We start from the raw sequence: 19,391 nt of genomic DNA, 5'->3' as shown, positions 1-19,391 counted from the left end.
TGAAACGCGGTCCAACTCTAGGAGTTTGTTATGGCACTGGATGCCGCAATCAAGAACGAAATCATCAAGGCTTACGCCACCCACGAGGGTGACACCGGTTCGCCTGAGGTTCAGATCGCTGTCATGTCCCGTCGTATTTCGGACCTGACCGAGCACCTGAAGATGCACAAGCATGACCACCACACCCGCCGTGGCCTGATGGCTCTGGTTGGTCGTCGTCGTCGTATGCTCGGCTACCTCAAGAACACCGACATCGAGCGTTACCGTTCGCTGATCGAGCGTCTGGGCCTGCGCAAGTAGTCTCCGGCTGTTCAGCCGAAACCCCCGATTCCTGCCGGAATCGGGGGTTTCGCATCTGCCGGTGAGGAAGCGGCTACTCAGCTGGCTGGGTGGCGGCTTCAGCGGCTTCTTCCGCTTCGGCTGCTGCAGCCTTCTCGTGGTGAATCACCTCGGCCAGTAGCTTTTCCATTTCTTTGGCCACGCCTCCGGCGGAAGCAGGATTCTGTCCTGTCACCAGCCGGTCGGAGACCTGGACGTTCTCCTCGAAGTCGTCCGCTGCCACGTGGGTGGCTCCCTGCTCCTCCAAGCGGTCCGCCAGCAGGAACGGGACGATCTTCTCCTTGCCCACCGCGATCTCCTCCGAATTCGTGAAGGCGGCGACATGCTTGCCCGTCAGCAGCTTCATGCCGTGGTCGAGTTCCACATCAAGCAACCCAGCCGGGCCGTGGCAGACCGCACCGACGATGCCGCCCTTGAGATAGATGCTTGAAATCAGCTTCTGCAGGCCTTCGTTGTTCGGGAAGTCCCACATGGTGCCGTGGCCGCCGACAAGATAGACCGCGTCGTACTGCTGCGGGTCTATGACTTCAACCCTGGCGGTGTTGTACAAGCCGGCACGGGTTGTCTCGTCCTGTGTGAATGCCACCTGAATCGGGTCCGAGGTATCCACTGTGTCCCGCGGTGGCTGGCCTCCCTTGATGGAAGCGAAATCCACGAAGTGTCCGGAATCGCGGAAGACCTTCCACGGGTGGGCGGCTTCAGCGACGTTGTAGCCGGTCGGCTCCCCGGTATCGCCGAGTTCTGAAACGCTGGTAAGGACCATGAGGATTTTCTTCAAGGTGTGCTCCTTTCGCTTTCGTATCCCCAGCCTTGTTGATGGCTACCGGTGATTCAAGGAAATGGAGGGACTTGCCAGCTAGGTCTTGGGACGCTGATAGCCGGCGTTGGAGTCCAGGACGGATCTCTGGCGGCCTTCGGAAGCAGTCCTTTGCGAGTCGTGGCCGGGAATCTGATCAATTTTTTTGATCACGAAATCTGTTTGGCAACCGTGCTTGTCGTCCCCGCCCGAGAATCTGATCAAAAAATCTGATTAGAAAAACTGTTCACGAATCATCCGCGCTGGAAAGTTGTGTTCGGGAAATGTACCGGCCGTGAGATTGCACTGATCCGTCAAACGAACGATGCGAGTGTGGAACAATCCGAATTAATGGTGTTCGGGAGATGGCGTAGGTGGTGGGAGGACTTCGAAATGGCCGAAGAGCATCAGCGCCGTGCACGGGTTCTTGACTGGATCTTTCAGGTAGGGCTGCTGTTCAAAGGCCTCGACGGTGGCTTGGAAATCGTCGGCGGCGCGCTTTTTCTCCTGTTCAAGCCCGACCAGTTGAATTCCCTGTCCCAGGCACTTACGCAGCATGAGCTTTCGGAAGATCCGGGAGACGCGATCGCCAATTTCCTGCTCCATGCCAGCGGGTCGCTGACAATTTCGGGATCATGGTTCGTCGCCGCCTATCTCTTGCTGCACGGAATCGTCAAAGTGGTATTGGTCTGGGCGGTGTTGCTCGACAAACTCTGGGCCTATCCGTGGATGATCGCCTTCCTGCTGATGTTCATTGGCTACCAGAGCTATGAACTGCTTGCCGGATTCAGCCTGGGAATATTGGCCTTGACACTCTTCGACGTGTTTATTGTCTGGCTCACCGTGCGAGAGTACCGGATCCAGCGCCGACGCAGGCGGAAGAGCGGAAATGTCGACGTGTAGCTGACTTTCGAAATGGTGGAATTTTTGTCATACGGAAGTTAACTTTCGTTTTGATCGGTGACGGGCGATAGGCTTGGGGCACGTTAGAGCTTCACCGTGTCAAGAAAGCGAGCCGTCATGACCCAGCCAGTTCTTCAACGCCAACTTTTCGGACCTGGTCCCAGCAACCCCTACCCGGAGGCCACCGCAGCCCTGGGCTTGCCGTTGCTTGGGCATCTGGACCCGGCATTCATTGCCCGCATGGACCGGGTCTGCGATTCGCTGCGAACCCTGTGGGGAACGTCCAACGCTCGCACCCTGCCGCTGAGCGCCACCGGCTCCGCCGGCATGGAAGCCGCCTTCGTGAACACCATCAACCCGGGCGATGTGGCAGTAATCGCAGTCAACGGCCTGTTCGGCGAGCGCATGTGCGAGGTGGCTTCGCGTGTGGGCGCCGAGGTCGTCAGGGTAGACCACGAATACGGGACTCCGATCGATGCGCAGCGTGTTGCCGAGGCGCACCCGAACCCGACGGTGATTGCCGGTGTGCATGCCGAGACGAGCACCGGCGTGCTGTCTGACATCGCCGCATTGGGAGCCATCAAGGGCGATGCCTTGCTGATCACCGACGCGGTGACTTCCATCGGCGGCATGCCCGTGCTTGCCGACGAATGGGGCATCGACGTGGGTTATGCCGGCACCCAGAAGTGCATCGGCGTGGCCCCGGGCCTAGCGCCATTCACCATTTCGGACCGCGCCTTCGAGCGTCGGGTGCAGAAGCCCCAGTCCTGGTACCTGGACCTGGGCCTGCTGGGCGGATACACCACCGGTTCAACCGGCGGCGGCCGCACTTACCACCACACCGCTCCGGTGGCCATGGTCGCTTCGCTAGAGGCAGGCCTCGAGCGCATCCTCAGCGAAGGCCTCGACACGGTGACCACACGCCACCAGGCAGCCGGCACGGCGCTGCAGAACGGCCTTCAGGAGATGGGGCTGGAGCTGTTTGCCGCGGAGGGCCATCGACTGCCGCAGCTGACCACCGTCAAGGTTCCCCAGTCCGTGGATTCCGCCAAGGTCCGGGGCTACCTGCTGGAGCGGTTCAACATCGAGATCGGAGGCGGCGTGGGACAGTACGCCAATACCGTGTGGCGCATCGGGCTGATGGGCCCCAACGCAAACCCTTCGTCGGTGGCGCTGCTGCTGGCAGCACTGAAGGAAGCGATCGACAAGGCGTAGTTGCAACGCCGCCTTGCCGCGGCAATCACGCATAAAATGCTGACGGGCTGGTGCTCGCCGAAGGAATTCGGCGGGTGCCGGCCCGTTGCGTCTTTTCGGCTGGAATTTAGCCAGCAAGGCCCTCGGGCTCGTGGGCGAAGTCCAGCCGAACCCTGCCGCCGGTGGCATCCAGTGCCGCCCAGCCTCCGATGGGCAATGTGAACATCGGGCTGGTATGCCCGAAATCCAGATTGGCGACAACCGGCACGGTAGACAGCATCGGATGTTTCGCGATCACCTGTTCCAGCAACGAGCGGGTGATCTTGGATTCGAGCTGGAACCTGCCGAGGGCCAGGCCCCGGATCCTGGACGCCTCCGGCATTTGCAGCAGCGAGGCGAGGCTTCGCGCGAATTCATCGACGTCCGCGGCGCAGTCGTCTTCGAGGAACAAGAACGCGCCAGCCAACTGAGGCATCAGCTCGCCGCCCTGCAGCAGTCGCAGCGTTCCGAGGTTTCCGCCGATGACCCGGCCGGCCGCCTGCCCGGGATTCAGTACCCATGGGCCGTCGGTGCCATGCACGGTGCGGCGGTCCTGGTCCATGAACCACAGGTCGTCGGTGAACTGGCCGGCATGCTCAATGGACCACGAGAGTTCGTGGGTGGCCTGCCGAAACCACCATCCGGTGGGTTCGAAATGGTCCCGCATCCCGAAGGATGACCAATGGGCGCCGACATAGGTGATCAGCCCGGTCTTCGCATAAATGGCGTTGGCAAGGACGGTGAAGTCCGAGTATCCGCAGCAGACCTTGGGGTTGGCGGCGATCAGCTCCCAATCCAGGTAGGGCAGCAGCTCGTTGGCGTTGAATCCGCCGATGACGCTGATGATCCCGTCGACTCCCGGATCCGCGAACGCGGCGTGCAGGTCCGCCAGCCGGGAGGCAATGGGGGAGCTGTCGAAGTCGTCCAGCTCATCCACGTGCTCCCCGTACTGCAGCTGGAGTCCCGCGGCGTTGAAGCGCTCGTTGACCCATTGCGTATTGTCGTGTTCCATGACGTAGGCACGCGAGCAGGATGGGGCGATCACCCGCAGCGTGGCTCCGGGGACAAGCCTGCGGGCGATCTGCGGAGGCGGGGTCGAGGCTGTCATTTTCCCATCCTAGGCCTGCAGCCGGCCGGACGGGGTGCGGCGAAGACCGGGAAGGCAGTTTCCGGCGGGGCGTCATGGGACGGGGAAAGGACCTCGACCGGCTGCCAGCCTCAGGTCCGCCGGGGGAGCCCGGGACAACGCGCTGGAGCTGAACGAGCTCTGCCAGTTCCCGGGGCTTGGTGCAATTGATGGAAAATCCGATTGAACGCTCTTATCAAGCGACGATTTGTTGGGTAGTCTCGGCATCATCATCCGCAGTGGCATGGGAAAGCAGGCAAAACAGTGAAAGCCCTTTTCGATTTCGACTTCAGGAAATTCATTACCCCGTCGATCATCAAGATCGTCTACATCTTGATTATGGTGTTGCTCGTCATCGGCTACCTCGTGTTCGTGATCGCCAGTTTCAGGGCCAATGGCGCCCTTGGATTCACGGTGCTGATCTTGGTCGGTCCGCTGTTCGTGCTCATCTATCTGGTGCTGGCGCGTGCAGGGCTTGAATCCCTGATCGCACAGATCCGCACCGCGGAAAACACCGCCGAGCTGGTTCGCCTGGCAGGCGGCACTCCACCAAGCGAGCAGGGTTCGTTCCAGATTAATCCGGCCCCGCCATCGGGACCGGCCGCTCCGCGAATGCCGAATCCAGGGCCTTCCGCACCCCGGCCTCCGGCGGGGCAGACTACGGAGGGCGGTTCCTCGGCGCCACCGAACCCGTACAAGCAGTAGACGGCAGGGCTCAACAACCACCCTGGGCCAGCTGACGGCCCGGGGCGGTGGCGTACGCAAGTGCCTGCACCAGAGGTCATTGCACTCTCCCGCGGGTCCTGCTCGCCCGATGGAAGGCGGTGGCACGATGAGCGAGATCCTGTTTCCTGTCCTGTCCGAGAAGAACCTCGAAGCCGGAGGGACCGTGGCCACCTGGTTCGCCCCCGGGCGGCACCGCAGTGGCCAGGACGAACTGATTGCGGAGCTCGCCGTGGACAAGGTGGACATGGAGATCACCGCACCCGAAGCCAGGACCCTGACCCACCTGGTGGAGGAAGGAGCCATCGTCAAACAGCAAACGGTGATCGCGACCATCGGCTGACGCCCAGCGCCGATGCCCGATTCATCGGCGGCCTCCGGACCGGCCGCCAACGGTTCCGCGGCCGCCGGTGCGCGCCCGGCGCCGAATCGTCGGTGCCGCCTCCTAGGCTGGGGCCCATGATTGATACTTCACACGCTGTGGGCCGGCTGGTTCTGCACCACCGGCGCGAGTGGTATTCCGCGGAGGAACTGAACCTCCTGCCGGAGGATCCTGAACCGGATGAAGAGATGTTCTGGACAACCAGCGAAACGCCCGTGTGGGAAGAGCTCGAATCGATCCCGCAGATTGCCGAGGTGCTGCAGTCGCTGACGGAGCCGGGACAAACCTTCACTTTCCAGGGGGAGGAACCGATCAACAAATATGCGCAGGGCGCACGCCTGGACGACGGCAATTTCATGCTGGAGCTGGCAGTGGTCGACGACGGGGGCCTACAACATGCGCATCGCATATGGTCCGGATGCGGACCAGATGACCAGCCATCCGGATGACGACGTGGAGCGCTACGGGCCGCAGTCGCTGACACTGGCCCAGACCTACGAGGTCCTGGCCGGGTGAGTTTCCGGGCGCAGGCTTCCCACCGGGTACGGTGGAAGCATCCATATCTACGGGTAGCCAATTCCGGCGAAGGACCGGCAGCAGGGAAATGCGGAAGCGGCAGTCCTCGGATCGGCTAAGCCAGGCCCGATGCGGCCAGCGGTTCGAAGGCATGGTCGCTCATCATCGCCTGGAGCTGGCGGCGGCGTACGCCGACGTTGCCGCCTTCGATGATCGGGTAGGCCAGGACATCCATCAGGTGGCGGAGCATGGGGAAATCGTGGTCGTAGGCGGTGACGCCGACGGCCTTGATAAGCGCGTTGATCACCTCGACCCCGGTTTCGGAGCCGAAGATCTTCGCGTGCAGCGACAGTTCGGGGGCGCCGGGCCGCCCGGCGAACACCGCATCCAGCGCCGACCACGACAGCAGGCGCACCGCTTCGATTTTTCCCTTGGCGTCGGCGAGGATATCGGCGACCGCCTGGTGCTCGATGACGGGGACAAGGCCGCCGCGCTTCTCGCTTTGGGCGAAACGCAGGGCGATGTCGAAGGCCTGGCGCATGGCCGCCACCGAAAAGGTCCCGATGGAGGCTCCGCTGGCCTGGAACGCATTGCGCGTCAGCCGGACTCCGTCTCCTTCGTCCCCCAGCAGGTAGTCCTTGGGAACCCTCACATCCCGCAACGTGACCCGCGTGGTGAGGCAGCCACGCAGGCCGGGAAGATCGTAGTACTCGTCCACGTCGATATGCCCGCGAAGCTGTTCGCGTTCGGCAACGATGAGCGATACGCCCCTGTCCGTCCGGCAGACGATGGTCATCAGGTCAGGCCCCTCGCCATCCCAGCCGCCCAGATGCGAGGCCCAGGCCTTGGATCCGTTGATCACCCATTCATCGCCGTCCAGGACCGCTCGTGTCCGCACGCCCTCGGCCGGCGACTCGGCATCGAAGTTTGCGCTGCCGCCGGGTTCACTGTAGGCCATGGCCGCTACGGGTGCCCCGTGATCGGCTAGGAACGGCGTGACGAAGCGGGCAATCTGTTCGGCGGTTCCCACTTCGTAAACCGGCGCCAGCGCGATCAACGGTCCGGCCATCGAGATCACGAAGTCCGGGCTTTCGGAAGCCAGTTCCTCAATGAAGATCGCCGCGTCCACGCCGCTGTTGGCCAGGCCGCCGAAGGGGACCGGGATCAGCGACTTCAGGAAGCCGGCCTGCACTGCCTGTTCCATCACCGGGCGCAGCAGCAGCGCACGCTGCAGCGGGTCCGCACTTTGGCCGACGGCGGTCATGAGCGGCCGCAGCTGCTCGCGGGCGAAGCTGCGGGCCTGCCGCTTCAGCTGTTCCTGGTCTGCGGTGAGCGAAAATGAAACGGTCATGATGATCTCTCTCAAATTTCCTAGGCGCTGGTGGCCCGAGCGAACTGGTCTTGAGATCCATATCACTGCTTTTTCCGTGCAATAGCTATGCAGTCCGTGCGGCGGTCCTATGCAGTTTGCGCAGCGCGGGCGCGGCGCAGCTCGAGGGGGCTCACATCGAAGTGCCGACGAAACGCCCTGGAGAAGGAACTGGGGTCGTAGAATCCGCAGATCCGGGCAAGCTCGGTCACGGACAGCGAGCAGGAGGGATCCGAGAGCACGTCGAACGCGTGCTGGAGCCGAAGCTGCCTGACCATCTTCGCGAAGGAGATGCCGGTGCCCTCGAAAAGAGTGTGCAGGGTGCGCGGGGAAATCGAGAATGCGCGGCTGACGAGGTCAACACCCAAGCCAGGATCCCCGTAGTTCCGCCTCACGAATTCCATGACGGCGGCCCGCAGGGGTGTTGTGCCGATGGAGTCGCCGGCCGGGCCGGGAGCCGCCGCCAGGGTTCCGATGACCGCAGACTCGAACGCCTGGACCAAGGCTTCTGCCGAAGCGGGCGGGAGGTCGTCAGGCAGGGAGCTCAAGCTGGTCATCAGGCTGGTCACCGCCGCACCGGCGCCGGTTGAGCCGATCGAAGTGCCCAACCGGGTGCGGAAAGCCGCCAGCCGATGGGCGAGGCTGGCATGCTGCACGCGGAAGGAGAGCATCCTCCAATCGCCCTTGAACTCGAATTCATAGGGTTCGGTGGTGTCGACAACCATGAAATCCCCCGGAGCAACCACGGAGCAGGTTCCCCCGACACGGGCCAAGCATTGCCCGGCAAGCTGCAGGTTCACGAAGAAATACGCATGATCAGAAACCGCGATTTCCCGGGAACTGCGCCGGGTGATCTGCGCCTTGGACATGATGCTGGCGCGGTTGAGCGAACCGAGCGCGGAAGTTTCGACCTTCGAAGCGAAGCCCGTGATCTCGTCGGTCTTGACGGCCGACAAGGGCACGAACTCGCGGCAAATGACATCCTGCCAGTAGTCGAATTGTTCCCGCGTAGGGACGTCCGTCCCGTCCCACAGTCCCATCATGCCTCCCGACGTCCAGAAGCTCCGCTAACGGTTGTGCAAGCCAAGGAACTGCGGTAGGTGATCGCCGCCCTTGTTGAATACAGTGAACCACACTACGCCGCCCGATGGATGGCGGTCGTCGTCGTGGGCGCAATGCCGGCGTGCTGGACGGATTAACGCGCAAGCCGCGCCACCCCGAGGGGGCGACGCGGCGTGGAAAGCTCGGGGCCTAGTGTGCGGACGTGCGTCCTATTGCGAGGAACCAGGCGATGGCGCTGACGACGTGCATCAGGCCCAGCCAGGTGCCGGCGGCAAAGCTGTCGGTCGCGATGTAGGAGCTGGCGATGGAGCCTAATGCGACGATGACGCCGATCCAGCGGGCGGCCGGGAGAATGGACGGCTTGAGCCAGCCCAGGTACAGGGCGATGGTGCCCATCAGTAGGATCGGCACGAAGCTCGCCGCGCCCACCAAGGCGTAGCTGATTTCGTCGATCGGCGCCCCGGTGACATTGAAAGAGGCCCCGGCGGACATTCCGGTGAAGTACAGCGCGGAGTTCACGGTTGTCGCGCCCACAGCAAGAATCAGCAGCTCGACCATGCTGACTCTGTACTTAGGTCGTGCTTCGGCCCGGGTGATGACGGCACTCATGTTTTTCGCTTCTCCTGGTAGGTGGGATTCTCCACCCCACCATACGTGTCGCCCGGAGGGAAAACCCGGTAATCAGGGGAAGTGAGAGCGACACCACCTTCGGGGCAGCCGAAAAAGAAAAAGCCTAGTGAAAGCCCCTAAACGCAATACCCGTGGGCAATATTCCCTTTTTCGAAACTAAGTAGTTTCAAAAAAATTGGCCCTGCCCCGGGCAAGGGGAATCAGCGGGCCTGCAACGGGGCTTTTCCTCCGTAGTGCGCCGCAAGCTGTGCCAGCCCCTGGTCGATCGTGACCCCGGGCCGCCAATCCAGCACCCGGCGGGTTTCGCGCTGGTCGAACCAGTGCGCGGTGGACAGCTGCTCTGCCAGGAACCGGGTCATGGGCGGCTCGTCCTGGACCAGGTTGCGTGCACCGGCGGCCAGCCAGGCGCGTTCGATGACCGCCCCGGCGCCGCGCGCCAGCCAGCCCGGCACGCTGAGCTTCGGAGCCGGCGCCCCGCCGGCTCGGCAGATGCCGGCGATCAGCTCGCCGACGGGGCGCGGTTCGCCGTTGGTGACAACCAGCGCGAGCCCCTGCGCCTGCTGCATGCGCTCCAGCCCCCGGACGATGGCGTCGGCCGCGTTGTCGATGTAGGTGGTGTCGATCAGCGCCGCGCCGCCATCCAGCAGCGGCAGCCGGCCGCCGGCGGCGCGCTCGATGACGCGCTCCACCAGCTGGGTGTCGCCCGGGCCCCACACCACGTGCGGGCGGATCGCTGCGACTCGGAACCGGTCGTTGTTGCGGGACAGGGCTTCGAGCTCCGCCGCCGCCTTGGACCGGGCATAGTTGCCTCGGGCCTTGGCCGGGTCGGCTGTCCCTGCCGCGGCGCCGGCCAGCGGCTGGCCGAAGTGCGCGACGGAAGGGGAGGAGACGAACACGAAGTCCTCCACCCCGGCCGCCTGCGCAGCATCCAGCAGGCGCCTGGTCCCCTCGATGTTCGTGGCGACGAAGTCGTCCCAGTGCCCGGTGAACGACACCTTGGCGGCCAGGTGGATGACGGCGTCCATGCCCTCGACCGCCCGGGCGATCTGCTGCGGGTCGGTCAGCGATCCCAGCACCTCGTCGGTGGCGCCGTGCGAGGCGCGGCGCTGGAAGGTGCGCACGTGGTGGCCCTGTTTGCGCAGCAGCTGCGCGACGGCTGCGCCGAGCATGCCGCTGGCGCCGGTGACCAGCACCCGGCGTGCGGTCATCGGCTGGTTGCGTGGTGTCATGGCTTGCGGATCCTTCCTCCGGCCAGCGTGGCGGCGGCCCAGCCGGCCAGGTGAGCCCGGTCGATCTTCGAATTGTGGCGGATGTCCGTGGGCAGCTCGGGAACCACCAGCACGGCCGAGACCTCGACGCCGGCGGGTGCGACGGCCCGGCGGATTCGCCGAGCCAGCTCGGGGGATGCCGGGGCCGGCTTGCGGGCGGCAGGCACGGTTTCCATCACGATGACCGCGCTCTGCGTGCCGGCCGGCCCGACCGGAACCAGGGCGGCGCGCCCGGCGCCGGGCACGCCCTGCGCCAGGTTCTCGGCCGCCACCGGGGTGAGCGGTCCGCCGGCGGTGCGCAGCACATGGGCCAGGCGGCCCTCGACCCAGAGCCGTCCTTCGGTATCCAGATGCCCCACGTCGCCGGTGCGGTGCCACCCGGGGATGGACGTGCTGTGCTGCTCGGTGATCCACAACCGGTCGTAGCGGTCCTTCACATGCGGGGCGCGGACCAGGATCTCGCCGGTCAGCCCGGGCTCGGTGGACGGCTCGGCGGCGGGCTCGCCCGCGGAGTCCAGCACCGCGATGGCCACGCTGGCCCCGGCGACCGGGGTGCCCACGCAGACGCCATTGCCGGAACCTGCCGCGCGGATGCCGGCCAGGTCGATGTCGGTGACCGGCAGGGCCTCGGTCATGCCGTAGGGGGTGTGCACCGAGGCCTGCGGGGCCAGCTGCTGGACCTCGGCCAGCAGCGGCTCCGGGATCGGCGCCCCGGCCGACAGCAGCAGGGACACCTGCTCCAGGGCCCGGCGCTGCGCGGTGGTCAGCTCGTCCCGAGTAGCCAGCACGTTGGCCAGAGCCGCCGGGGAAGCGAAGACCACGGTGGCGCCCACCGCGGCGGCCGCGTCGGCCAGCGCCGCGGCGGTGAGCGTCTTCGGGGAGGTGACATCCATGTCCGGGGTCACCGAGGTGGCGCCCAGGGCGGGGCCCAGCAGCGCGAACGGGGCGAAGCCCGCCACCAGCGCGGAACCGGGCTTCAGCTGGTAGGTGGCGGACAGCGTATCGCGCATGGCGGCCAGCTGGCGGTGGGTGTACACCACGCCCTTGGCCGGGCCGGTGGAGCCGGAGGTGAACAGCACCGCTGCATCCGCGTCAGGGTCCGCCGGGGTGAAGTCCCCGGCCTGCGGGGCGCCCGCGGCACCGGCTTCCAGCAATTGCGGCACCGAGTGCCCGACGCCAAGGACCTTGGCCAGGGCCGGCGGCAGCTGCGTGGCGGAAATGCGCGTGCCCGGCCAGTTCAGCGTCTTGGCGCCGATGAGCGCGCGCTGGATGCCGATCAGGAACTGCGGCCCGGCGCCCTTGATGGCCCGGCCCAGTCCCTTGGTGCCCAGGCCCGCGTCGGCCACCACGATCACTGCGCCCAGGCGCAGGCAGGCGTAGATCAGCGTGGTCAGCTCGATGCCCGGCGGGACCAGCAGGTTGACCCGGGAGCCAGGGCGCACGCCGATCCGCTCCAGGCCCTTGGCCAGGGCGTTCACGCGCTGGCCGAGCTGCGCCCAGGACAGCGTGCGAGGCGGGCTGATGTCCACCACCGCGGGGCTGTGATCCGCGGTGCGCTCGTCGAGCTGCGCGAGCATCGGACGGTAGTCCTGCAGGCTGCCCGCGCGCACGGTCTCGCCGGCGCCGGCGGACTGGAGCCAGTCGAAGATCGGGGTGGCGATGTCGCGGTCCTCGGCCACCAGGTGCCCGGCGCCCTCGAAGCGGTGCACCTTGGCCTGCGGCAGGCGGTCCATCAAGTCGCGCAGGTAGCGGTCGGAGAAGACCGGGTCCTTCGGTCCCCACAGCATCAGGGCCGGCACGGTGAGTTCGCGGATGGCCTCGGAGATGGAATCCAGGGCCGGGCGGCTGGGATGGCCGGGTGCGAAGGGGATGTCTGCGACGAAGTTGCCCACCCCGGTGCGCTGCGCGGCGCTGGTGTAGGGGGACATGTAGGCCTTCCTGACCTCGGGGGCCAGCGCGGGGGTGGCCAGCGAGTGGGTGACCCGCAGGAACGCATCGGTGCTGGTGGTGCCCCAGCCGTGCACCGCCGGGTGGGAGGCCAGCTGCAGCGCGGCGGGCAGCTCGAAGCCGGCCGGGTGCACCGCGGTATTGGTCAGCACCACATTCGCCAGCTGCCCGCGGTGGGCCACGGCCCAGCCCAGGGAGATGATCCCGCCCCAGTCATGGCCCACGGTGGTGACCGGGCCGGACAGCTGCAGCGCAGCGGTCAGGTCGCCCAGGTCGTTGACCCGGTCGGCCAGGCGGCGGAAGACTCCGGTGCGCTCGGAGAAGCCCATGTCCAGCTGGTCCACCGCGACGATGCGCCAGGGCAGGGCGTGCCGTGAGACGTGGGCGAACAAGGAGCGCCACAGGTAGGACCAGGTGGGGTTGCCGTGCACGCACAGCAGGGTGCCGACCGGGGTGACGCCGCGGGATTCGAGTTCAGCCTGGTTGTCCAGCAGGTGCCAGCGGTGGCTGGTGCCCGGGACGTCGACCAGGGAGGTGGACGGAACTGTCAGGTGGCGGGAGTGCTGCTGGGCGACGCCGGGGAATGGGCCGGTCACCAGGCCAGCTCCATCATCGCGGTGTTCAGTCCCGAGCCCACCCCCATGCACAGCACCCGGTCCCCGGGCTTGAGCGACTTCGCCTCCTGCCACAGGGTCATCGGCAGCGAGGCAGGGCCCACGTTGCCCCACTTGGGGAAGGTCACCGGGACCTTGTCCTTGACCAGGCCCACGGCCTTGATGATGGCGTTGGTGTACGACTTGGAGACCTGGTGCGTGACGTAGCGGTCCATGGACTTCCAGTTCCAGCCGGCGGCGTGCGCCTCGTCCCAGGCGTCGACCACCAGTTCCAGGCCGTTGTCCAGCAGTCCCTTGCTGTCGGTGTACATGCCAGCCGGCCCGCCCACGCACAGCTCGTGGTGCGCGGTGCCGGCGCGGGAGACCCCGCCCAGGATCCGCGGCTTGCCCGGGTGCAGATCGGCCGGGCCGATGACCGCGGCTGCCGCGCCGGAGCCCAAGGTCAGGGTGGCGAACTGGCGCAGGTAGTCCTCGCGGGTGGAGTTCGGGTCGTTCAGCCGCTGGAAGGTGACTTCCTGGGTGGGCTGGGCGTCCTCGCCGGCGACGATCAGCGCGTAGCTGATCTGCCCGGAGTCGATCATGTTCGCGGCCAAGGTCATGCCGTTGACGAAGCCCAGGCAGGCGTTGGCGATGTCGAAGTTCATGGCGGAGGAGGGCAGGCCCAGGCCGTGGTGCACCTTGGAGGCCACCGATGGCTCAAGGTTGCGTCGGGTTACCGAGGTGTTGATCAGCAGGCCGATCTGCCCGGGTTCGATGCCTGCGGCGTCCAGCGCCTGCTTGCCGGCCGAGATCGCGGCGTCGTCGAAGGTGGTTCCCGCCGACCACCAGCGGCGTTCGGCGACCCCGGAGACGCGTTCGAGCAGCTTCTTGGACAGGCGCAGCCGTTTCAGACTCGGGGCCAGCCGCTCGTCGAACTCGGCGGAGCTGAGCACCTCGTCGGCGAGCACGCTGTTCACCGAGAGCAGCGCTACGTTGTTGTGTCTGAAGGTTGCATTGCCGTTCAAGATTAAAGCCTTTACAGGGGACAGGCGTGCCAAACGGGGCCACGGCGCCGGGTGCTCGGTGGGCCCGTCGGGAGCCAACGAGCGGGTTTCCTCCTCTAACGGTATTCCCTCAAGCGCGGTTCCCCCTATTTCCGCAGGCATTTCAGCCGATAGCTCGAAAAAACCCATGCATTGCTGTATGGACGCTGATAATCGGCCGTGAATATCGGCCATCAATGCGACCGCGCGCCCGACGGCGGCGGCCAGCCAGATCAGGCGTCGATGAGGTGGGACGCGGGAAGCGTCGGGCGCCCGGCATCGGTAGAGTCATAGCCATGCCACACGTGATACCACTGCGTCGGATGCTCACACTGCGAATCGTGCTGGAAGGCTCCGCGCCGCCCATCTGGCGCACCATGGAAATTGACGACGGCATCATGCTCGATGAAGCCGGGCTGGCCCTGCAATGCGTCATGGGCTGGGAACATGCGCACCTCCAAGCGTTTCACAGCGCCGTCCCCTATGCCCGCGAGGATGCCGGACAGGCCATCACCTGGTACGAAGAGCAGAGCCGGCCGGAGATCGGGGTCGGCGAGCCCCAGGAGACCACCACGCTGGGCCAGGCCCTGGCCGCAGCCGGCGGCGAACTCTACTTCGAATACGACTTCGGAGACTGCTGGATGCACAAGATCACCGTTGAAGCGCAGCGGGCCAAGGCACCGGGTGAGGCGCCCTACCGTGTGGTGGCCGGGCAGCTGCGCGCCCCGCTGGAGGACAGCGGCGGGATCCACGGCTGGCAGGAGAAACTCTCGATCCTCCAGGGCAACCCGGCGCCGGAGGACCTCGAAGCGCAGGACATCGTGGCCTGGATGCACTGGCGCGGCGGACGCTGGAATCCGTTGAAACCCGCGGAATTCCGCGCGGACGTGGCCGACGCTCGCCTGGCCATGCTTGCCGCGCAATTCACCGGCGACAACGGACTGGGCCGCTGGTTCGACACGATGGAACCGGAGCTGCGCCGGGCGATCTCCGTGCCTGCCGCCCAGATCGGCCTGGGCTTGCAACCGGGCGGCATCACGATCCCGCCGTGGTTTGTCGATCTGATGCGGTCCTTCGCGGTGCTCACCGCCCTGTGCGACGCCCCGGTCAAGCTCTCGGCCGCCGGGTGGCTGCCTCCGAAGATCGTGGGAGAGCTGGTGGAACGCTCCGGGCTGGATGGCATCGACTACGAAAGCGGGAGCACGAAGCGCGAGAACAACATGATCACGGTGATCCGGCTGCGCGAATCGGCCCAGCAGATGGGACTGCTGCGCAAGGCCAAGGGCGTGCTCACCGCGACCCGGCGCGGACGCCAACTCATGGAGGACCCGGTAGCCCTGGCCGAATACGTGGCCCGGAAGCTGGCCCAGCCCAAGGCGGAGGGTCCGAAGGACCGGGACATCGACAGCGACTCGACGTTCGCCGGGTGGTTTATCCGCGCCGGGGGATTCATTCCGGACCGGATGCAGCGCTACACGCCGCAGCCGGGGCTGTTCATGGACAAGTCTGAGCTGCTGGAGATTTTCGGCTACTGGGATCCGAACCAGCGCTGCCCGGTCAACGAGCAGTCCCGCCTGCCCTCCCTGCAGTCCTGGTATCTGCTCGAGCACTTGTTGGACTACCGGCTGCGCGCCGAGGACATGGCGGAGCGGATCCCGGAACGGCTGGCAGAACTCTCGCGCTACCTGTTGCAAGGGTAGCCTGCCCGCTGCACACCGGACATGGCGAAGGCCGTGGATCCCGCAAGGGGGAATCCGCGACCTTCGCCGAACTGCGTTTACAAATGGTCGGGTGCTTTGAGGGACAAGACCGGGCACGTGGCCTGCAGGATGATCCGCTGGGCGGTGCTGCCCATGAGGAACTTGCCCACTGCGCTGCGCTTGCGCAGCCCGATGACGATCAGCTCCGCGCGGCGGGCCTCGGCCACGCGCAGCACCTCGGCCGCCGCGTCGCCGCCCTGCGGGAAACGCTCGATCCAGAAGTCGATGTCCTCCCCAGCCAGCCTGGCTTCCAGCTCGTTGAACTGCCGGGCGTCGATCAGCCGGTCGTCGACCGGGGCGTCTCCCCTGGAGGAGTTCACCACAACCAGGGTGCAGCCGGCGCGCCGGGCTTCGAGGACCGCCCGGTCCAGCGCCGCCTCCCCGGCCGGGGAAGGGATGTATCCCACCACGATGCTCATGGCTGATCCTTCCGTCGATGCTCGTCCTGCGGGGCCGGCTGCGGCACGGTGTGCGCGGCGCGGTCGGGGTCCTGCTCCTGCGCGGTATCAGATTCCGCGGCGGCATCCAGCGTGCCGGGCCCGTCCAGCGGCCCGGTGGCGGGGGCCACCAGGGCCGGGGCTGAACCGCCACGCAGGCGGCGCACCAGCTTGAGGATCAGCGGGAAGAGCAGCACCAGCGCGATGATCACGTAGATCGCCACGGCCAGCGGTTCGCCGAACAGCCCGGAGACCTCGCCGCTGGACAGCTGCAGGGTCTGGCGCAGCTGCTTCTCGGCGCGCGGGCCGATGATCACACCGAGGATCAGCGGCAGCACCGGCAGCCCGAAGCGCCTCATCGCGAAGCCCAGCGCGCCGATGACCAGCAGCAGCACCAGGTCGGTGGCCTGCAAGTTGACGGCGAAGGCGCCGAGCGTGGCGAAGAACAGGATCCCGGAGTAGAGGTACGGGCGCGGGATCTTCAGCAGCTTGGCCCACATCGGCGCCAGCGGCAGGTTGATCAGCAGCAGCAGGGCGTTGCCGATGAACAGGCTGGCGATCATGGTCCATAGCAGGTCCGGCTCGTTGTCGAACAGGAACGGGCCGGGCTGGATGCCCTTCTGCACCAGGAATGCCAGCATGACCGCGGCGGTGGCGTTGGTCGGCAGGCCCAGGGTGAGCATCGGGGTCAGCGTGCCGGCGGCCGAGGCGTTGTTCGCCGCCTCCGGGCCGGCGACTCCCTCGATGGCGCCGTGCCCGAATTCCTCCGGGTGCTTGCTCAGCTTCTTCTCGGTGACATAGGACAGGAAGGTGGGTACCTCGGCGCCGCCGGCCGGCAGCGCGCCGAACGGGAAGCCGTACGCGGTGCCGCGCAGCCACGGCTTCCAGGAGCGTTTCCAGTCCTGCCTGCCCATCCACGGGGTGCCCACCGGGATGGTCTTCACCGGGGTGCGGCGCAGGTGAGCGGCGATCCACAGCGCTTCGCCGATGGCGAAGATCGCCACGGCCACCACCACGATGTCCAGCCCGTCGGCCAGCGGCGCGAAACCGAAGACCAGGCGGTTCTGGCCGGAGACCGGGTCCATGCCGACCAGGCCGATGGCCAGGCCCAGACCCAGCGAGGCGAACCCGCGGATCTTGGAGGAGCCGAGCACCGCGGTGACGGTGATCAGCGCCAGCAGCATGATGGCCATGTAGCTCGGGGCGCCCATGCTGACCGCGAAGTCAGCCACGATCGGGGCGAAGGCCACCAGCAGCGCGGTGCCGATGGTGCCGGCGATGAACGAGCCGATGGCGGCGGTGGCCAGCGCCTGCGCGGCGCGCCCGGCCTTGGCCATCTTGTGGCCTTCGATCGCGGTGATCACCGTGGCGGATTCGCCCGGGGTGTTCAGCAGGATCGAGGTGGTCGACCCGCCGTACATGCCGCCGTAATAGATGCCGGCGAACATGATCAGCGCCGCATCGGTCTGCATGCCGTAGGTGGCCGGCAGCAGCAGCGCGATGGCCATGGCCGGGCCGATGCCCGGCAGCACGCCCACGGCGGTGCCCAGCAGCACCCCAAGGAAGGCGAACAGCAGGTTGATCGGGGTCAGCGCGGAAGCGAAGCCCTCCATCAGCAGATTCAGGGTATCCATCTACAGCACCCCCTGAAGGATTCCGGCCGGCAGCTTGATGCCCAGGCCCAGATAGAAGCCGTAGAAGGAGCCCACGGCCAGCAGCAGCGAAATGAGGAAGGTCAGCACGTAGCGGCGGCCGCCCAGGGCGAGCACCGATCCGAAGAACAGCAGTGTGCCGGAGATGACCCAGCCGGCCCAGTTGATCAGCACGATGTTCAGCACGAACACGCCGACCAGCGGCAGCAGCGTCTTCCAGTCCGTCGGCTGGCCCAGATCGACGTCCTCGCCTTCGTCGCCTTCGGCCAGATTGCCGCGCAGCACCGTCACGCCCAGGGCGATGGCCGAGGCCATCAGCAGCCCGGCGACCAGGTAGGGGACCGTCTTGGGTCCCACCGGGTCGGCCTGGGAGTACGTCACATGGATCTGCGACGCGTCAACGAGCACCAGGACGCCGATCAGGAAAAGAAACGCGGCGAACAGCAGTTCGACGCGTTTCTTCGCCGGCGTGGCTACCTGGCTCACGCCAGCCCCAGGGCCTTCAGCACGTCGGCCACACGCTGGTCCTGCTCGGTGAGGAAGGAGGAGAACTCATCGCCGGTGATGAATGCGTCGGTCCAGCCGTTGGTTTCCAGCGCCTGCTTCCAGGCGTCGGACTCGTGCATGGTGGTCAGCACGTTGATCCACTTTTCCCTGTCAGCCTCGGAGATCTCCGGCGGGGCGACCACGCCGCGCCAGTTGGTGAAGTTCAGGTCGATGCCGGACTCGATGAAGGTCGGAGCGTCCACGTTCTCCAGGCGCTTATCGCCACTGGTGGCCAGCACGCGGATCTCGCCCTTCTCGATCTGCTGCATGTACTCGCCGGCTCCCGAGGCGGCCACATCGACCTTGTTGCCCAGGATGGCCGGCAGCAGGTCGCCGCCGCCGTCGTAGGACACGAAGTTCACCTTGGTCGGATCGATGCCCACGGTCTGGGCCAGCTGCATCGGCAGCAGGTGGTCCGGGCCGCCCGGTGAGGAGCCGCCGCCGACGCTGATGCTGCCCGGATCCTTCTTCCAGGCCTCGACCAGATCGTCGATGGTCTTGAACTCGGAGTCCTTGGAGACCATGATCGCGCCGGGCTCCTCGATGAGCTTGGCGATCGGGGTGGTGTCGGTCAGCTTGGCGTCGGTGTCGTTGGTGTAGCTGGCGCCGACCACGCCAAGTCCCATGAGCATGGCCAGGTCGCCGTTGCCGGACTCGTTGACGATGCGGGCCAGGCCCACGGTGCCGCCGGCCCCGGCGAGGTTGAAGACCTCGGGGTTGGCTGCGATGTCGGTTTCCTCCATGACCTTGGCGGCCACGCGGGCGGTGGTGTCATAGCCGCCGCCGGGGGTGTTCGGCACCAGGATCCGCAGGCCCTCGACCGGGCCGGACGCGGCCGGTGCTTCGCTGGAGTCGGTGCCGGAGCTGGTCACTCCGCAGCCGGTGGCGGCCAGGGCTAGGCCGGCGGCGACGGCGGCCAGGCGCAGGGTCTTGAATGTTCGCATGGTGATTCCTCATCGAATCGGTGGGTGAGTGGAATTCCTCCACGCTATGCGCGGCGGTGACACGGCTCACTCTTGCGTACACAAAGTAGATAATGTTCATTGTGTAACCGGACGGGAGCCTG

At 66.2% G+C, this 19,391-nt stretch carries 19 protein-coding genes; 7 read left to right on the top strand and 12 right to left on the bottom strand.

Annotation, left to right across the window (positions count from 1 at the left end):
* Positions 1–30 precede the first annotated feature (30 nt).
* On the top strand, positions 31–300 hold the full coding sequence (rpsO, locus tag C1H84_RS04280) for a 30S ribosomal protein S15 (RefSeq protein ID WP_047121089.1): 270 nt from the start codon (positions 31–33) through the stop codon (positions 298–300).
* Between the two features lie 73 nt (positions 301–373).
* Here the strand turns inward: rpsO and C1H84_RS04275 are convergent, their stop codons facing one another.
* Complete coding sequence (locus tag C1H84_RS04275) at positions 374–1,117, bottom strand: type 1 glutamine amidotransferase domain-containing protein (RefSeq protein WP_053797648.1); 744 nt, start codon at positions 1,115–1,117, stop codon at positions 374–376.
* A gap of 411 nt (positions 1,118–1,528) precedes the next feature.
* Between C1H84_RS04275 and C1H84_RS04270 the strand changes: the two genes are divergently transcribed.
* Positions 1,529–2,038 (top strand): DUF2127 domain-containing protein, encoded by a 510-nt coding sequence (locus C1H84_RS04270; protein ID WP_181728035.1) that lies wholly within the window; start codon positions 1,529–1,531, stop codon positions 2,036–2,038.
* A 117-nt stretch (positions 2,039–2,155) separates the two neighbouring features.
* Positions 2,156–3,253, top strand: coding sequence for a pyridoxal-phosphate-dependent aminotransferase family protein (locus C1H84_RS04265; RefSeq protein ID WP_113606659.1), 1,098 nt, complete (start codon positions 2,156–2,158; stop codon positions 3,251–3,253).
* Positions 3,254–3,359: 106 nt separating this feature from the next.
* On the opposite strand, the gene C1H84_RS04260 is transcribed toward C1H84_RS04265, so the two are convergent.
* The gene (locus C1H84_RS04260; RefSeq protein ID WP_113606658.1) at positions 3,360–4,379 is read right to left on the bottom strand and encodes a S66 family peptidase; all 1,020 of its coding nucleotides are present in this window, start codon (positions 4,377–4,379) and stop codon (positions 3,360–3,362) included.
* A 282-nt stretch (positions 4,380–4,661) separates the two neighbouring features.
* Here C1H84_RS04260 and C1H84_RS04255 point away from each other — a divergent pair, with 282 nt between their 5' ends.
* The 3 genes from C1H84_RS04255 to C1H84_RS04245 all read left to right on the top strand — a co-directional run bounded on the left by C1H84_RS04255 (position 4,662) and on the right by C1H84_RS04245 (position 5,951).
* A complete protein-coding gene (locus tag C1H84_RS04255) occupies positions 4,662–5,102 on the top strand; it encodes a DUF4282 domain-containing protein (protein WP_113606657.1) in 441 nt (146 codons plus the stop codon).
* A gap of 127 nt (positions 5,103–5,229) precedes the next feature.
* The gene (locus tag C1H84_RS04250; protein WP_113606656.1) at positions 5,230–5,463 is read left to right on the top strand and encodes a biotin/lipoyl-containing protein; all 234 of its coding nucleotides are present in this window, start codon (positions 5,230–5,232) and stop codon (positions 5,461–5,463) included.
* A 116-nt stretch (positions 5,464–5,579) separates the two neighbouring features.
* Entirely contained in the window at positions 5,580–5,951 is a 372-nt protein-coding gene (locus C1H84_RS04245; RefSeq protein WP_220124875.1) for a hypothetical protein, read from the top strand.
* Positions 5,952–6,133: 182 nt separating this feature from the next.
* On the opposite strand, the gene C1H84_RS04240 is transcribed toward C1H84_RS04245, so the two are convergent.
* The 6 genes from C1H84_RS04240 to C1H84_RS04215 form a co-directional block, all read right to left on the bottom strand.
* Complete coding sequence (locus C1H84_RS04240) at positions 6,134–7,369, bottom strand: acyl-CoA dehydrogenase family protein (protein WP_113606654.1); 1,236 nt, start codon at positions 7,367–7,369, stop codon at positions 6,134–6,136.
* 107 nt (positions 7,370–7,476) lie between these two features.
* Complete coding sequence (locus C1H84_RS04235; RefSeq protein ID WP_113606653.1) at positions 7,477–8,430, bottom strand: AraC-like ligand-binding domain-containing protein; 954 nt, start codon at positions 8,428–8,430, stop codon at positions 7,477–7,479.
* A gap of 208 nt (positions 8,431–8,638) precedes the next feature.
* The gene (locus C1H84_RS04230; RefSeq protein ID WP_113606652.1) at positions 8,639–9,058 is read right to left on the bottom strand and encodes a DUF6069 family protein; all 420 of its coding nucleotides are present in this window, start codon (positions 9,056–9,058) and stop codon (positions 8,639–8,641) included.
* A 221-nt stretch (positions 9,059–9,279) separates the two neighbouring features.
* On the bottom strand, positions 9,280–10,308 hold the full coding sequence (locus tag C1H84_RS04225) for an NAD-dependent epimerase/dehydratase family protein (protein ID WP_113606651.1): 1,029 nt from the start codon (positions 10,306–10,308) through the stop codon (positions 9,280–9,282).
* Positions 10,305–12,890, bottom strand: a complete 2,586-nt coding sequence (locus C1H84_RS04220) for an alpha/beta fold hydrolase (RefSeq protein ID WP_113606650.1) — start codon at positions 12,888–12,890, stop codon at positions 10,305–10,307. Before C1H84_RS04220 ends, C1H84_RS04225 begins: the two co-directional genes overlap by 4 nt.
* Complete coding sequence (locus tag C1H84_RS04215) at positions 12,887–13,912, bottom strand: 3-oxoacyl-ACP synthase III (RefSeq protein ID WP_047121097.1); 1,026 nt, start codon at positions 13,910–13,912, stop codon at positions 12,887–12,889. Before C1H84_RS04215 ends, C1H84_RS04220 begins: the two co-directional genes overlap by 4 nt.
* A gap of 341 nt (positions 13,913–14,253) precedes the next feature.
* Between C1H84_RS04215 and C1H84_RS04210 the strand changes: the two genes are divergently transcribed.
* Positions 14,254–15,630: a plasmid pRiA4b ORF-3 family protein gene (locus C1H84_RS04210; RefSeq protein WP_181728034.1), complete on the top strand. Its 1,377-nt coding sequence runs from the start codon at positions 14,254–14,256 to the stop codon at positions 15,628–15,630.
* A 77-nt stretch (positions 15,631–15,707) separates the two neighbouring features.
* On the opposite strand, the gene C1H84_RS04205 is transcribed toward C1H84_RS04210, so the two are convergent.
* Genes C1H84_RS04205 through C1H84_RS04190 form a run of 4 tightly spaced genes read right to left on the bottom strand, consistent with a single transcriptional unit; the run spans position 15,708 to position 19,269 of the window.
* Positions 15,708–16,109, bottom strand: a complete 402-nt coding sequence (locus tag C1H84_RS04205) for a universal stress protein (RefSeq protein ID WP_053797659.1) — start codon at positions 16,107–16,109, stop codon at positions 15,708–15,710.
* Complete coding sequence (locus C1H84_RS04200) at positions 16,106–17,761, bottom strand: tripartite tricarboxylate transporter permease (protein ID WP_113606648.1); 1,656 nt, start codon at positions 17,759–17,761, stop codon at positions 16,106–16,108. Before C1H84_RS04200 ends, C1H84_RS04205 begins: the two co-directional genes overlap by 4 nt.
* The gene (locus C1H84_RS04195) at positions 17,762–18,265 is read right to left on the bottom strand and encodes a tripartite tricarboxylate transporter TctB family protein (protein ID WP_113606647.1); all 504 of its coding nucleotides are present in this window, start codon (positions 18,263–18,265) and stop codon (positions 17,762–17,764) included.
* Positions 18,262–19,269, bottom strand: a complete 1,008-nt coding sequence (locus C1H84_RS04190) for a Bug family tripartite tricarboxylate transporter substrate binding protein (RefSeq protein ID WP_113606646.1) — start codon at positions 19,267–19,269, stop codon at positions 18,262–18,264. Before C1H84_RS04190 ends, C1H84_RS04195 begins: the two co-directional genes overlap by 4 nt.
* Positions 19,270–19,391: the final 122 nt, after the last annotated feature.

Origin of the sequence: Glutamicibacter soli (assembly GCF_003309065.1) — a bacterium.
Taxonomy (GTDB): Bacteria; Actinomycetota; Actinomycetes; order Actinomycetales; family Micrococcaceae; genus Glutamicibacter; species Glutamicibacter soli.
Note: the sequence above shows the minus strand (reverse complement) of the source record. Positions and strands in the feature narration are given on the sequence as shown.